This window comes from Flavobacterium sp. WV_118_3, from assembly GCF_039778605.1.
GTDB lineage: Bacteria > Bacteroidota > Bacteroidia > Flavobacteriales > Flavobacteriaceae > Flavobacterium.
Genome location: NZ_CP156060.1, coordinates 3226216 through 3241326, shown reverse-complemented (window position 1 = coordinate 3241326; position 15111 = coordinate 3226216). Strand labels below are relative to the sequence as shown.

At 39.4% G+C, this 15111-nt stretch carries 16 protein-coding genes; 11 read left to right on the top strand and 5 right to left on the bottom strand.

All coding sequences use genetic code 11. The annotated features are described in order from the left end of the window. The first annotated feature begins 55 nt into the window (after window positions 1-55). Both ABFU83_RS15245 and rpiB read left to right on the top strand, forming a co-directional pair. Window positions 56-295, top strand: coding sequence for a DUF2007 domain-containing protein (locus ABFU83_RS15245; RefSeq protein ID WP_347067155.1), 240 nt, complete (start codon window positions 56-58; stop codon window positions 293-295). 46 nt (window positions 296-341) lie between these two features. Beyond that, a complete protein-coding gene (rpiB, locus tag ABFU83_RS15240; RefSeq protein WP_347067154.1) occupies window positions 342-776 on the top strand; it encodes a ribose 5-phosphate isomerase B in 435 nt (144 codons plus the stop codon). 102 nt (window positions 777-878) lie between these two features. Here the strand turns inward: rpiB and ABFU83_RS15235 are convergent, their stop codons facing one another. From ABFU83_RS15235 to ABFU83_RS15220, 4 genes are all read right to left on the bottom strand, one after another. Then, window positions 879-1670, bottom strand: a complete 792-nt coding sequence (locus ABFU83_RS15235; RefSeq protein WP_347067152.1) for a polysaccharide deacetylase family protein — start codon at window positions 1668-1670, stop codon at window positions 879-881. Next, window positions 1667-2602 carry a glycosyltransferase family 2 protein gene (locus ABFU83_RS15230; RefSeq protein WP_347067151.1) on the bottom strand — a complete coding sequence of 312 codons (936 nt, stop codon included), beginning with the start codon at window positions 2600-2602 and terminating at the stop codon, window positions 1667-1669. Before ABFU83_RS15230 ends, ABFU83_RS15235 begins: the two co-directional genes overlap by 4 nt. Beyond that, a complete protein-coding gene (locus ABFU83_RS15225; protein ID WP_347067149.1) occupies window positions 2590-3780 on the bottom strand; it encodes a glycosyltransferase family 87 protein in 1191 nt (396 codons plus the stop codon). Before ABFU83_RS15225 ends, ABFU83_RS15230 begins: the two co-directional genes overlap by 13 nt. 89 nt (window positions 3781-3869) lie before the next feature. Then, the gene (locus ABFU83_RS15220; RefSeq protein ID WP_347067147.1) at window positions 3870-4142 is read right to left on the bottom strand and encodes a DUF1294 domain-containing protein; all 273 of its coding nucleotides are present in this window, start codon (window positions 4140-4142) and stop codon (window positions 3870-3872) included. A gap of 97 nt (window positions 4143-4239) precedes the next feature. On the opposite strand from ABFU83_RS15220, the gene ABFU83_RS15215 reads away from it, so the two are divergent. Further along, entirely contained in the window at window positions 4240-6363 is a 2124-nt protein-coding gene (locus tag ABFU83_RS15215; RefSeq protein ID WP_347067145.1) for a Tex family protein, read from the top strand. Window positions 6364-6456: 93 nt separating this feature from the next. Here the strand turns inward: ABFU83_RS15215 and tatA are convergent, their stop codons facing one another. Beyond that, window positions 6457-6633, bottom strand: a complete 177-nt coding sequence (tatA, locus tag ABFU83_RS15210; protein ID WP_136404332.1) for a twin-arginine translocase TatA/TatE family subunit — start codon at window positions 6631-6633, stop codon at window positions 6457-6459. A gap of 211 nt (window positions 6634-6844) precedes the next feature. On the opposite strand from tatA, the gene ABFU83_RS15205 reads away from it, so the two are divergent. Genes ABFU83_RS15205 through rfbA form a run of 8 tightly spaced genes read left to right on the top strand, consistent with a single transcriptional unit; the run spans window position 6845 to window position 15110 of the window. Then, the gene (locus ABFU83_RS15205) at window positions 6845-7708 is read left to right on the top strand and encodes a M23 family metallopeptidase (protein WP_347067143.1); all 864 of its coding nucleotides are present in this window, start codon (window positions 6845-6847) and stop codon (window positions 7706-7708) included. A gap of 6 nt (window positions 7709-7714) precedes the next feature. After that, on the top strand, window positions 7715-8071 hold the full coding sequence (locus ABFU83_RS15200) for an SdpI family protein (RefSeq protein ID WP_347067141.1): 357 nt from the start codon (window positions 7715-7717) through the stop codon (window positions 8069-8071). A 6-nt stretch (window positions 8072-8077) separates the two neighbouring features. Next, complete coding sequence (locus ABFU83_RS15195; RefSeq protein WP_347067140.1) at window positions 8078-9565, top strand: GH3 auxin-responsive promoter family protein; 1488 nt, start codon at window positions 8078-8080, stop codon at window positions 9563-9565. Window position 9566: 1 nt separating this feature from the next. Then, complete coding sequence (locus ABFU83_RS15190; RefSeq protein WP_347067138.1) at window positions 9567-10469, top strand: carboxypeptidase-like regulatory domain-containing protein; 903 nt, start codon at window positions 9567-9569, stop codon at window positions 10467-10469. 43 nt (window positions 10470-10512) lie between these two features. Continuing rightward, complete coding sequence (locus ABFU83_RS15185; protein ID WP_347067136.1) at window positions 10513-12201, top strand: hypothetical protein; 1689 nt, start codon at window positions 10513-10515, stop codon at window positions 12199-12201. A 16-nt stretch (window positions 12202-12217) separates the two neighbouring features. Next, complete coding sequence (locus ABFU83_RS15180; RefSeq protein ID WP_136404326.1) at window positions 12218-13204, top strand: hypothetical protein; 987 nt, start codon at window positions 12218-12220, stop codon at window positions 13202-13204. A gap of 2 nt (window positions 13205-13206) precedes the next feature. After that, window positions 13207-14223: a dTDP-glucose 4,6-dehydratase gene (gene rfbB, locus ABFU83_RS15175; RefSeq protein WP_347067134.1), complete on the top strand. Its 1017-nt coding sequence runs from the start codon at window positions 13207-13209 to the stop codon at window positions 14221-14223. Window positions 14224-14249: 26 nt separating this feature from the next. Continuing rightward, entirely contained in the window at window positions 14250-15110 is an 861-nt protein-coding gene (rfbA, locus tag ABFU83_RS15170; RefSeq protein ID WP_136404324.1) for a glucose-1-phosphate thymidylyltransferase RfbA, read from the top strand. The last annotated feature ends 1 nt before the right edge of the window (window position 15111 follow it).

The following is a 15111-nucleotide window of genomic DNA, read 5'->3' as shown; positions in this document are numbered from 1 at the left end:
AGAATAAGAATTATAGAAATAATAACTTTTGTATCTTTAGCAAAACCTTTAAACGATGAATGAATTTGTTACGGTAGCCGTTTTTGATTATCCGCACGAAATTGCCGTGCTAAAGCATTTATTGGAACAACAGGAAATCCGTTATTTTTTTGAAAATGAGACGATGATGAACATTGCACCGATGTATTCGCAGGCTTTGGGAGGGATTAAACTAAAAGTACATCCGGATGATATTGAGGCGGTACGCGCGATTCTGAAAAAATTAAATGACGATTCCAATTTAAAAATTGTTTAACAGTATTCTTTGCTAACTTTGCAGTAAACAAATAAACAACAACACAATGAGAATTTCAATTGGGAACGACCATGCCGGTCCGGACTATAAACAAGCGATTTTAAAACATCTGGAAGCCCAGGGACATACGGTAACGAATCATGGGACAGACACTTTCGACAGTGTGGATTATCCCGATTTCGGTCACCCGGTTGCATTGGATGTGACAGAAGGAAGAGCCGATTTTGGTATTGTGATCTGCGGAAGCGGAAACGGTATCGCGATTACGGTAAACAAACACCAGGGAATCCGTGCGGCATTGTGCTGGACAAAAGAAATTGCGGCTTTGGCACGTCAGCATAACGATGCGAATATTATCAGTATTCCGGCGCGATTTACGTCAATCCAACAGACAATCGAGATGGTCGATACCTTTTTAGCAACCGCTTTTGAAGGTGGACGTCATGCGAATCGTGTGAATAAAATCCCGGTTTGTCAATAGACTGGAGAATAAAGAATAAAGAGAAAAGACCTGCTAGGGTTATAATAAAAAGGCTTCCATTTGGAAGCCTTTTCTATTTATTGCAGCACACCTGACAGGTTTTTAAAACCTGTCAGGTGTAACGATACCTTTAACAAACTCCTGAAAAGTTCCAAACGGCAATTTGCTTTTTTTCATATTGGAAATAAACTGATCCAGTCGGTTTTCCATTTTTACGCCGGTGTTTTTACGGACATAACCCGGGAATCCAAAACGTTCGAAATCGTCCAGATCGGTAAACTCCCACGGGTGGAAATAAATGTTGAGGTACTTATCTTTTTTATAGGTCCATTTGGCAATGCGGCTGTACAAACCCAACGGAAGATTGTGAAACGACAACCAGAAAAGCGGAAACCGTACCAATGGACTCACCGAAGCCGGAATCTGTAACACGTTGTCTTTTGTATAATACGTCCGGGAAATATGCAGGTTGTTATACCTTCCGGGAAGATACGTTGGATTGATCGAACTGTTATACACATAACCGGCTTTGGCGACTTCTTTTTCGTCTACCGGCATCATACGCGGCATTCGGAAACCGGTCACGGTCATACCGGACAATTCTTCCAGTTTGTCTTTGGATTCCTTTAAATGCGAAACTTCAAAATTGGAATGGTAATACGTATGTGACGCCAGTTCATGCCCTTCCGTTTTGATACGTTCGATAATTTCGGGTGCATGAATCGCAAAAGTGGCCGTACTAAAAAACGTCGCTTTTACCTGATGTTTTTGCAAAATATCCAGAATCGAATGAGAACCGGCAATGGACAATTGAATCTGATCGTCGAATGAGATGTCTTTTCCGTATTCGAACGGCATGTCGAATTCTTCAATATCAAAACTTAATAAAATCATGACTGATCTTTTAAATTGGTAGAACGGATAATATAATTCGGTCGGTTTTTGGTTTGCATAAACATCTTACCGACATAAATACCAATGATTCCCAGCATGATAAGTTGTAAACCGCCAAAGAAAACAATGGTAATAATAATAGAGGCCCAACCGGAAACTTCGATATGATTATAAAACGCATATACCACATACGGGATATACAATAGCGATAACAGCGACATGATCAATCCTACATAAACGGCAGTATATAAAGGTTTTATACTAAACGAAGTCACACCATGTAAGGCCAGGCGGACCATTTTTTTAAAGGAATACTTACTAGTACCGGCAAAACGTTCGGCCGGTTCATAGCGGATACCATATTGTTTAAAACCAAGCCATTTGGTAAGTCCTCTTAAAAACGGTTCGGTTTCATGAAAGTTTCGGAATACATTTACCACTTTACGATCCATCAGTCTGAAATCGGCTGTACCGGCTTCGAGTTCAATGTCCGAAAGGGAATTAACCAGTTTATAAAAAAGATTCGAACTGCTTCTTTTGGCTTTCGAAAGACGTTTGTCTTCTTCCCGAATGGTGTAGACAATATCAAAACCTTCCTCCCATTTTTGAAGCATTTCCGGAATGATTTCCGGTGGATGTTGCGCATCGCAGTCCAATGAAATCACACAATCACCATAGGCATTATCCAAACCGGCTTTTACGGCCAGTTGATGTCCGAAATTCTTGGAAAACTCCAGAAAATAGGCATTGTTATACTTGTTTGCGAGTTCTTTTACGGTAACCAGTGTTTCATCCTTACTCCCATCGTCCACAAAAATAACCTCCCAGTTATACGGTAGTGCACTAAAAACGGAATGAATATTTGTAAAGATATTCCGGATATTATCCGCTTCGTTATAAGCAGGAATTACAATAGAGACTAATTTTCGCATACGGTAACGGATTTAGGTTTGAAATCTTTTGTGAGCATTTCATAAATTATTGTAAACCAGATGATAATACAAGGTAAGGCTTTTAACGCATGATTACGGATAAAAACACGAGCCACTTTCGGAAACAAATCTGTTGGCGATAAGGATGTAAGTAAAATCGCAAAAATCAGTAATGCGATCTCCCATTTGGAATGTTGCGATTTACGCATAAACCAGATGGCCACACCGGTAAACGCGATGATATAAGTAGGCGATTCGGAGCCACTGCTAAAAATTACGGTAAAAATCAACGTCGACGCCAGTAATAACAACCGAAACTCCAGGAATTGAAATTGTTTTATTCTCAGATAGGTTGCTCCGAAGAGCAATACACCGCCAATTAGAAACGGAGTATTCGGAATAGTAGGATCGCCCAAAGACCGTCGAACCATTCCCATAAAGGAAATATCCTGATACGAATCCAGACTGATATTCGACGAATTTTTATAAACCAACGTATTGAACCATTCTACGTAGGTTTCGATAATAAACTTAGGCGATGACAAAAGCATCGGTACCACAAAAAGTACTACAGCCCAAAAAATAAGCCCAAGAATAAACTGTATTTTTTTCTGCGTAAAAAAGAAAAATGCCAATCCTACAATTCCGTATAATTTGATCATTGTACAACTTATAATAGGAAAAGTAGCGATTCCGTTTTTATTTTTTAGCGTATAGGAAAAGGCAATCAGAATAGCACCCGTCAGGAAAATATTAAACTGAAAACTTAGTAAAGCGGTAATCAGCTCATTGGCGCAGATTAGTGCGATAATGGCCTTTACGTTATTCGAAAGCGGTAAACTTTTAATTCCGAAAGCAAAAACAAGTACACTACATACATTCCATAACAGCATACCCAGATAATCCGGTAATAGCGCAAAAGGAGCGATAAATAAGGCAAAAACAGGGCCGTAGTGATTTCGGTCCCAATATTCATCGGGATAATGCGCATAAAGCGATTTGGATTCGATTAAATGCCAAAACGTATATTTAAAAATCGAATAGTTGTTATAACTGCCGTGGTTATACTGTTTGATGGCAATTAAAGCCGCTACTGCCACAAGTAGACCAAAAATATAGTTGGTTTGTAGCAGGAAAGAAAACCGGGAAAACTTATTTTTTGTAAGATTCGGTATCAAAATATCTTGAATTTAGTAAGGGATTGGACAAATATATAGATTTCAGCGGAAATATTCCGGGCGGTTTTTATTATGATCAAATGATAATATCAACGTTCAAAATACTGTTTAAGACACATCAGTATTCCGATTTGTAAAACCAATAGTACCGAAAACTTCCATAAAAAAGAAGGCTTGGCGGTTTTATGTCGAAAAAGCAGCATCGCACCGATCGCACCGATACTTCCGCCAATAAAACTAATAGCCAGTAACGTTTTTTCGGATATCCGTTTTCGTTGACGAATCGCCAGCCATTTATCGATGCCAAAAACAACGAAGGCAAATACATTCATGCTGAGGACATAACAGAATAATGGCTGCATTGTTATAAAATTTCTGCCAAAGATAGTATTTTAGCCTTCACGATCCGTTTTTATAAAACAGCGGTTGTGATATTTTAACAAGCAATTTATTTATAGGATGACGAATATAGCGTATATACTAAAGCATGTTTCGACGGCTCCAAAGAACATAGAAAGCACCTTACAACTTTTGGCAGAAGATTGTACGATACCCTTTATTGCCCGTTACCGAAAAGACAAAACCGGGAATCTGGATGAGGTTGTTATCGAACAGATTGCCAAATTAGATGCGGCTTTCGAAGCCATTATTAAACGAAAAGAGGCCATTTTAAAATCCATTGAGGAACAGGAAGCCTTAACACCGGAACTGGAACAAAAGATAAGCAACAGTTTTGACCTGAACGAATTGGAAGATTTTTACCTGCCGTATAAGAAAAAAAGAAAAACCAAAGCCGATGTGGCCCGTGAAAACGGATTGGAACCGCTGGCTAAAATCATCATGGCACAAAATGCAGATGATCTCGATTATATTGCCTCAAAATACCTGAATGACAAAGTAGCAAACGAAGACGAAGCACTTCAGGGTGCGCGCGATATTGTAGCCGAATGGATTAATGAAAACATGTATATCCGTAAAAACCTGCGAAGAATGTTCCAGCGTAAAGCGGTGATCGAAACCAAAGTGATAAAAGCGAAAAAAGACGAAGAAGGAGCCAAAAAATTCGAACAATACTTCGAATGGTCGGAACCGATAACCAAAGCACCGTCACATCGTTTGCTGGCGATGTTACGCGCTGAAAAAGAAGGCTATATCAAATTAAAAGTCGATATCGAACAGGAAGAAGCACTGGAGTTTATCGAAGAGAACATCATTAAAAACAAGAAAGATACCGCTACACATCTCAAAAAAGCAATTGGCGACAGTTATAAAAGATTATTGGAACCGGCAATTTCGAACGAAACTTTACAGGAAGCAAAAGCGAAAGCCGATGCGAGTTCGATTCAGGTATTCGCCGGAAATTTAAACCAGTTGTTACTGGCACCGCCATTGGGTGAAAAACGGATTCTGGCAATCGACCCGGGATTCCGAACCGGATGTAAGGTGGTTTGCCTGGACGAAAAAGGGGATTTGTTGTATAACGAAACCATTTTTCCGCATGCGCCGCAAAATGAAACGGCAATGGCAATGAAAAAAATCCGATCGATGGTCAATTCGTATAAGATCGATGCGATTTCGATCGGAAATGGAACGGCGTCCCGGGAAACGGAATTTTTTATTAAAAAAATAGCTTTCGACAAACCCATACAGGTATTTGTAGTGAGCGAAGCCGGAGCGTCGGTATATTCGGCGTCCAAAATTGCCCGAGACGAATTTCCGAATTACGATGTTACCGTTCGTGGTGCCGTATCGATCGGAAGACGCTTGTCGGATCCGTTGGCCGAACTGGTTAAAATCGACCCGAAATCGATTGGAGTAGGGCAGTACCAACACGATGTGGATCAGACACAATTGAAAAGCGAACTGGACACGGTGGTAACCCGTTGTGTAAACTCCGTTGGAATCAATTTGAATACGGCAAGTAAATCGTTGTTGCGTTATGTGTCCGGAATAGGCGAGAAGATGGCCGAAAACATCGTAGCGTATCGTTCGGAAAATGGTGCTTTCGAAAGTCGGAACCAACTGAAAAAAGTACCGCGATTGGGCGAAAAAGCCTTTCAACAGGCGGCGGCTTTTATCCGAATCACGAATGCCAAAAACCCGTTAGACAATTCGGCAGTACATCCGGAAGCCTACGGAATTGTTGAGAAAATGGCAAAAGACCTTAAAATATCGGTTAACGATTTGATTGCCAATAAAGAAAAAATAAGCGCGATACCATTGGAAAACTATGTCACCGATGCGGTTGGACTATTAAGTTTAAAAGACATTGTAAAAGAATTGGAAAAACCGGGATTGGATCCGAGGAAATCGGCCAAAGTATTCGAATTCGATGCCAATGTTAAAACGATCCGGGATTTGCGCACCGGAATGGTATTACCGGGCATTGTGAACAATATTACCAATTTCGGATGTTTTGTGGATATTGGAATCAAGGAAAGCGGATTGGTTCATATTTCCCAGCTCAAAGAAGGATTTGTGAGCGATGTTAACGAAGTGGTGAAGTTACACCAACACGTACAGGTAAAAGTAACCGAAGTTGACGAAGATCGTAAACGTATACAGTTAAGTATGATACTGTAAAGCAAAATAAAAAGAGGCTGTAAAAAATAAACAGCCTCTTTTTTAAAAAAAGTCGTTTACTTTTACAGCCTCTAAAAAAAGTATTACAAAAAATTACTCTTTGGTTTCGTCTTTCTTAGGAGCGGAAGGTTGATCGTCTTTAGCCGCATTTTTGAATTCTTTAATTCCGGAACCCAAACCTTTCATTAGTTCAGGAATTTTTTTACCACCGAATAAAAGTACAATTACCACTACGATCAGGATTATTTCTGTTGCACCAAGCTTTCCCATTGTTACTGTGTTTATTATTTCAAAAAATTAATTCGTAAATCGAGAGAACAAAGTTAGGTATAAATCCAATTAGACGAATAAATAATTAAAGCTTTTTAAGGATGAGGGTCTAAATTTAGGATTTCTTTAACCTAAATCATAAAAATCAATATAGGTGTAGGATTAAGAAAGCCGGTATTAAATTATTATATTTGTGAATTAAAAGAAAATAATGTCTGCGAAGCGACTAAAACGACAGCTTTTAAAAAAGAAATTATTCAATAAAAACCGATTGGTTATATTGAATGAAGATACGTTTGAAGAGATATTTTCTCTGAAGTTAAATCTGATGAACGTTTTTGTGAGTCTCACCGTATCTACGATATTCCTGATTACTGCAACCACGTTTATTATTGCCTTTACACCCTTGCGGGAATATATTCCGGGTTATTCATCGACCAAACTTAAAAAGGAGGCCACACAACTGGCTATAAAATCCGATTCGCTGGAACAGGTGATGCGGCAGAACAACCTGTATGTGGAGTCGATTAAAAAAGTGCTTACCGGTAATTTGGATTATGCCCGGTTAAACAAAGATTCCATAAAAGTAGAAGACAAAACCGCTGAAGTTGCCGATCTGAATCCGTCGCAAACCGATTTAAAACTACGGGAACAGGTTCGCCTGGAAGACAAATACAATGTTTTTGAAAAAGCCAAACCCAGGGTAAATCTGGTTTTATTACCACCGGTAAAAGGTCATATTGTAGAAAAATACAATGCAAAAAACAAACATTATAATATCAGTATCGCTCTGGCGAAGAACACACCAATCAAATCGATTGCAAACGGCACCGTAATTTTTTCCGACTGGACGCCAACCAACGGACAGGTGATCATCATCAGACATAACGACGGAATTCTTTCGGTTTATAAACGAGCGGCATCTTTAACCAAATCGGAAGGAGACGTGGTTAAATCGGGAGAAGTGATAGCTTTGGCCGGAATTACCGGAACCTATCCGGATGTACAATTACACTTTGAACTCTGGAAAGACGGTTATCCGATCGATCCGACGCAGTTTATTGATTTTGAATAACGAACTATGGAGTGGACAACAAATCTGTTACAATTACCTTTATTATGCGGTGGAATTTTTATCCTTGCCGGATTGATTCAGTATTGTTTTCCGCCTAAAAAAATAAACAGCCTATACGGTTACCGTACATCAAGCTCGATGAAGTCGCAGGAACGATGGCAATTTGCGCAAAAATATTCCGCAATAGAATTGATCAAAAGTGGAGTTGTATTGATGTTACTGGCGATGACACCGTTGTTGTTACCCGTGCTGAAGAATAGTGAATTCGCTATCAGTATGGCGCTGGTATTGCTTTTTGTTTTTATCCTGATATACCGAACCGAAAAAGCATTGAAAAAAAAGTTTGCCGATAATTCTAAATAAAATCAAATGTCGATAAAATCGATCATCGCTAAAATACTAGCTGGAAAAATTTATAAGAATACCCAAAAATGGGCGGATAATCCGGTTGCAACCCAACAAAAAATATTTTGGGAACTGATTCGTTCGGCTCAAAACACCCAATTTGGAAAAGACCATCAGTTTGAGTCATTCACATCGGTAGCCGATTTCCAAAAACAGGTTCCGGTTCGCGATTATGAACAACTGCGACCGTATATCGACAAAATGTTAACCGGTGAGGCCGACGTATTATGGAAAGGAAAACCCTTATACCTGGCCAAAACGTCAGGAACGACATCTGGCGCAAAATATATTCCGCTAACCAAAGAATCGATGCCGTATCATATTGAAGCGGCACGGAATGCAATTTTACATTATATCCACGAAACCGGAAACGCGTCGTTTGTAGACGGCAAAATGATTTTTTTGCAGGGAAGTCCGGTATTGGACGAGAAAAACGGAATCAAACTCGGCCGACTTTCGGGAATTGTAGCGCACTATGTTCCGAAATACTTACAAAAAAACCGGATGCCAAGCTGGGAAACCAATTGTATTGAAGATTGGGAAACCAAAGTCGACGCGATAGTAGAGGAGACCTTCCACGAAGACATGGCGGTCATCTCCGGAATTCCGTCGTGGGTACAAATGTATTTTGAAAAGCTAAAAGAAAAAGGCAACAAACCGGTAGGTGAAATCTTTAAAAACTTTAACCTGTTTATCTACGGTGGTGTGAATTACGAACCCTATCGGGCGAAATTCGAAAACCTGATCGGACGGAAAGTCGACAGTATCGAACTATTTCCGGCTTCCGAAGGCTTTTTTGCCTATCAGGATACGCAGAAAGAAAAAGGAATGTTACTGTTGTTGAACTCGGGGATTTTTTATGAGTTTATCAAAAGTGACGAATTTTTCCAGGAAAACCCAAAACGCTATACCATAGGCGAAGTAGAACTGGGAATCAATTATGTTTTGATCATTTCTACAAACGCCGGATTATGGTCGTATAATATTGGTGACACGATTCAGTTTACGAGCTTGAAACCGTATCGGGTAATTGTCTCGGGACGCATCAAACATTATATTTCTGCATTTGGGGAACACGTGATCGGAAAAGAAGTGGAAGCCGCTTTACAAGAAGCGATGGAAAATACCGATGTTCGGGTTAATGAATTTACCGTAGCGCCGCAAATCACACCAACCGAGGGCTTACCGTATCACGAATGGCTGATTGAATTTGAACAGGAACCGGAAGACCTGGGCGTATTTGAACAAAAACTGGACAAAGCCATGCGAACCCAAAACGTTTATTACGACGATTTGATTTCCGGAAATGTATTGCGAACCGTGGTTGTGACAAAAGTAAGCAAGAATGCTTTTCAGGAATATATGAAATCCGAAGGAAAACTGGGCGGACAAAATAAACTGCCACGACTTTCGAACGACCGTAAAATAGCGGATAAATTAAGGAAAGCATAAGATGAGGAAAATCTTATTTTTTCTGCTGTTTCTTTCGATAAGTAGTCGGGCACAAATCCGTGGAACAGTCGTTAACGAAACCCAACAACCGGTTTCCTATGTTAATATCTGGGTTGAAGATGAAAATAACGGAACTACGGCCGATGTGAACGGAGATTTTACTATTTTCGAAAAAAATCCGGAGAAGGTTTTAGTATTCAGTGCATTGGGGTATGAAACAACGAAAGTAAAAGGTACCGAAGCGGCAAAAGTGGTTTTAAAGCAGCGTCCGTTACAGCTTCAGGAAGTGGTGATTACCGGAAAGAAAAGCAATAAAACGACAACCGTTGGCGATTATAAAAAAGGAGGGATTAACCATTTCTTTTCCAGTGGAAAAAATCCGTGGATTGTAGCGCGCTATTTTCCGTTTGATGCGAACAGTGCCAAAACACCCTACCTTAAGGAATTGATGATCATGACCGACTCAGAAGTGGATCCGGCAACATTTCTCCTGCATTTTTATGACGTGGCAGAAGATGGAAGTCCGGGGAAAGATCTGACCGATAAAAATCTGATCATCGAAGCGGCAAAAGGAAAACAAAACACCGTGGTACAACTGGACGGCTATAATTTGGAAATTGGAAAAGAGGGCCTGTTTGTTGCCGTCGAATGGCTTATTATCGACGGAAACAAATACGATTTTAAAACAGCTGTAAAAGATGCGGCTTCGGGAAGTTATACCGTTAGTAACTTTTCCGGAATCCGATACGAACCCAGAATAGGAACAGTACCGTCTGAAGAAAGTACTTCCTGGCGGTTTACGATGGGACGATGGTCGCGATTTGACAAACCGATACAATCGGGAATAAAGAAGTATAACAACAAGTTTAATGAACTTGCGATAAAGTTAACTTTAACAAACTAAAAAATAAAAATCCTACATTTGTGGGTTACTAAATAGAAAGCATATGAAAGAGATTAAAAACATTTCGCGCTCACGCGCACAGGAATCATCGGCAGCAATTGAACGTTTGTACATTACCATGCGTCATTTGTTTAACAGAGGATTCTATAAACCCATGGGCGTTTCTGGAGAAACATTACGGGAAGCCTTATTGTCGTTACGTCCGGAAATATATGGGTCGATTGCAGAAGAAAAAGTAGAGTTAAACGGATTATTATATGTAATCGAACGTTTACCGATTGGTATTGAAGAATGCCGTTATATCAACCTGACATCAGATGAAGGCTATTCAAAGTCGCATTTTCAGGCGATAGTACCGCCAAAAAGAAGACGAAACTGTTATCGTATCGACGACGAACAGATGAATATCGAAATTACCCGTGGTCGTTCGGATATCTATGATATTTTAACGCACCTTACCTTTATTTTTATCGAATCGCATAAAATTAAAGACCGCGTATTAATCGACGAAGACGGTCGTTTAACCCGAGATTGGGAAAAACTGGAGCAGGTAATTCTTCAGAATAAAAAACTAACGTTGGTTGAACGTGAAAAAGCGATTTCGCATGTGTCGAATATCTTAGGAAGAACCTTTGCTGAGGTATTGGATATTTACGACAGTTTTGCCACGCAACAGGCGCCCGAACGTTTCCTACATATCATTTACTGGTTAGGAAAACTGGCGATAGAAGAAGTGGTCGACAACAACAAACGAACCATTACGTTTAGCCCGATTTTGAGAGAGCGTTTGGGTCACCATATTCATGGCGAGATCTGGGCGAACAACATTAAAAAAGTTTTACAGAAAAATAAATTAATTCACCGTCCGATTCACGTGATCAGTGCGAACATGCACAGTGTGATGAATTCCTTATTTGCGACACACGTATTAAAAGGGAAATTCAAAGACCAGTCGGATTTTGTGATTTACGAAGAACTGAGCAAATCAGGCAATAACGATTTACGTGCGAAAGCGGAAGAATTTGCGATCAAACACGGCATGATTTCACTTCCGGATACTTCGGGAACCAACATTGACGTTCAGATTTTCGACACCGAAAAAATCGACTGGAACAAATCGGCATTTCCGAAAGCAAAAGTCGAAGGCGAACATCCGGTTATTATCGTGATGGATTATGCTTTTGGGGAACAAGCCTACGAAACAATCGACGAACTCTTAAAACCGTATAAAGACGGACAGGAAAAAGTATTCCTAAACGTAGAATCGGTTTCGATTATGGGGAAAGCCGGTATTTTGGAAGGAGGAAAAGGCGACATCATGATTCCGTCGGCACATATCAACGAAGGAACGGGCGATAACTATCCGTTTGACAACGAACTTTCGGCCGAAATGTTCGAAGGAAATGAGATTCCGGTTTTTGCAGGACCAATGATAACGGTATTAGGAACATCGTTACAAAATAAAGACCTGCTAAAATTTTTCCACGAATCGACTTGGGGTGTGATTGGACTGGAAATGGAAGGCGCCTACTATCAGAAAGCCATCCAGTCGGCTTCCAAAATTAGAAAAAGTATCCCGTCAAATGTAAAAGTGCGTTATGCGTATTATGCCTCGGATAACCCATTGGAAACAGGAAGTACATTAGCTTCGGGAGGATTGGGAACAACCGGAGTAAAACCAACTTATTTAATTACGATTAAGATTTTAGAACAAATTTTTAATATAAAATAAAACCTATCCACTTACTATGAATAATAACTCTAATTCGACTCAGTCAGAAGATCAGGAAATCGATTTATCACATCTTTCAAAAAAAATTGGAAACTTATTTCAATCTTTTTTAGATTGGATTTTTGATGGGATACTATTTTTTAAACGCAATATTATCATTATCTCTATTTTGTTCGTTTTGGGAGCCGGATTAGGATTTTATCTGGACAAAGCAGAACGGGTATATAACAATCAGATCATTGTAATCCCCAATTTTGAAAGTGTCGACTATCTGTATTCGAAAGTAGAGTTATTAAATGCCAAAATCAAAGAGCGCGATTATCCGTTTTTAGAAAAACTAGGAATAAAAGATGCGGATAAAATATCGAGAATAGAAGTAGAACCGATTGTTGATATCTACAGATTTATTGATAACAGCGAAGAAAACTTCCAGATGATCAAATTGATGGCCGAAGATGGAGATATCAAAAAGATATTGGAAGACAATGTGACGAGTAAGAATTACAAATTCCATACCATATCGTTTATCACACATGGATTAACAAACAGAACGATGACGTTGGAACCGTTAATGAAATTCTTTAATGACAGTGATTATTACAGAACGATTCAAAAAGAAAGAATTGGAAACCTGGAGTTAAAAATTAAAACAAATCAGGAAACGATTAACCAGATCAATGGTATTTTAAATCAGTTTTCTTTAAATACGAGTTCGCAACAAAAGAGCGACAAGTTGGTTTATTATAATGAAAACACGCAGTTGAATGACGTGATCAAAACAAAAGATCAACTGGTAAATGAGTTAGGTTATCTGAATGTTCAGATGCACAACTATAAAGAAATTATAAAGGAAAGCAGCTCGATAATCAATGTACGCAATACCAAATCGGTTAATGGTAAAATGAAACTGGTTTTACCAGTACTTTTTGTCGGACTGTTTTTATTAGCCGGAATGCTGCGTTCTTTCTATAAAAAACAAATGATTAAAAGAAACTTAGCATAAGCATGAAAAACATATTAATAACCGGAGGTGCGGGATTTATAGGCGCTAATTTTGTAACTTATTTTATAGAAGAGAATCCGGATATAAACGTAATTAATTTAGACAAGCTGACGTATGCCGGCGATTTGGCCAATCTGGAAGAGGTGACCAATAACAGTCGGTATACCTTTGTACAAGGCGATATCTGCGACCGTGAATTGATTGAGACACTTTTTGAAAAATATGATTTTTCGGATGTGATCCATTTTGCAGCCGAATCGCATGTGGATAATTCAATTTCCGGACCGGAAGCGTTTATCCGTACGAATGTTGTGGGAACATTTAATCTGTTGGATGTAGCCCGTAAGCATTGGATGAAGGGACCGAATGAATATAAAGAAGGATATAAGCAATCGCGTTTCCATCATATTTCCACCGATGAGGTTTATGGAACCTTAGGTACGACCGGATTGTTTACAGAAGAAACGCCTTATGCGCCCAATAGTCCATATTCGGCTTCAAAAGCCTCTTCCGATATGATTGTAAGAAGTTATTTTCATACCTATGGAATGCAGGTGGTTACGACCAATTGTTCCAATAATTATGGTCCAAAGCAGCACAATGAAAAGCTGATTCCAACGATTATACGCAAAGCCATTTCCGGAGAAAATATTCCGATTTATGGTGACGGACAAAATGTAAGAGACTGGTTGTATGTGTTGGATCACTGTAAAGGAATCGAATTGGTTTTTAAAAATGGAAAAGCAGGCGAAACCTATAATATCGGAGGTCGAAACGAGCGAAACAATCTGTATATTGCCAATACAATTTGTGAGATTTTGGATGAAATGCACCCAAAAGCCGAAAGCAGTTATAAAACACAGATTGTTTTTGTAAAAGACCGGCCGGGACACGATTTGCGATATGCGATCGATGCCACTAAGATTGAAACGGAACTGGGATGGAAAGCCGATGAAAATTTCGAAACCGGAATTCGCAAAACCATTGCCTGGTATCTGGACAAATTCGACAAAAAATAATAAAAGCTAAATAATCATTTAATAACATGAAAGGGATAATATTAGCAGGAGGCTCCGGCACCCGATTACACCCGCTTACGCTGGCCGTGAGCAAACAGTTAATGCCAATCTATGATAAGCCGATGATTTATTATCCGCTTTCGACATTAATGTGGGCCGGAATCCGTGAAATATTGATCATTTCAACGCCACATGATTTACCGTTATTCCGTCAATTATTAGGCGACGGAAGTAAACTGGGTTGTCATTTTGAATATGCCATACAGGAACACCCGAATGGACTGGCGGAAGCCTTTATTATTGGTAAAGATTTTATTAAAGACGATAAAGTAGCCCTGATTTTAGGGGACAATATTTTTTATGGAACAGGATTGGCCGAATTACTTCAGGCGAATAACAATCCGAATGGTGGAATTATTTATGCGTATCACGTACTGGATCCGGAGCGTTATGGTGTAGTTGATTTTGATAAAGACGGAAAAGTACTTTCAATAGAAGAAAAACCGATTTACCCAAAATCAAATTATGCGGTACCGGGGATTTATTTTTATGATAATGATGTCGTGTCGATAGCTGAAAATATCAAACCAAGTAATCGCGGAGAACTGGAAATAACCGATGTCAACAAAGAATACCTGGAAAGAGGAAAGCTTCAGGTGAGTATTTTAGACCGCGGAACCGCCTGGCTCGACACCGGAACATTCCAGTCGTTAATGCAAGCCGGACATTTTGTACAGGTTATCGAAGAACGTCAGGGATTAAAAATCGGAGCTATCGAAGAAGCGGCCTATCGAATGGGATTTATTGATGCCGAACAATTACAGCTTTTGGCAGAACCGTTATTAAAAAGCGGATATGGAAAACACTTACTAAGCATATTAGAATAAA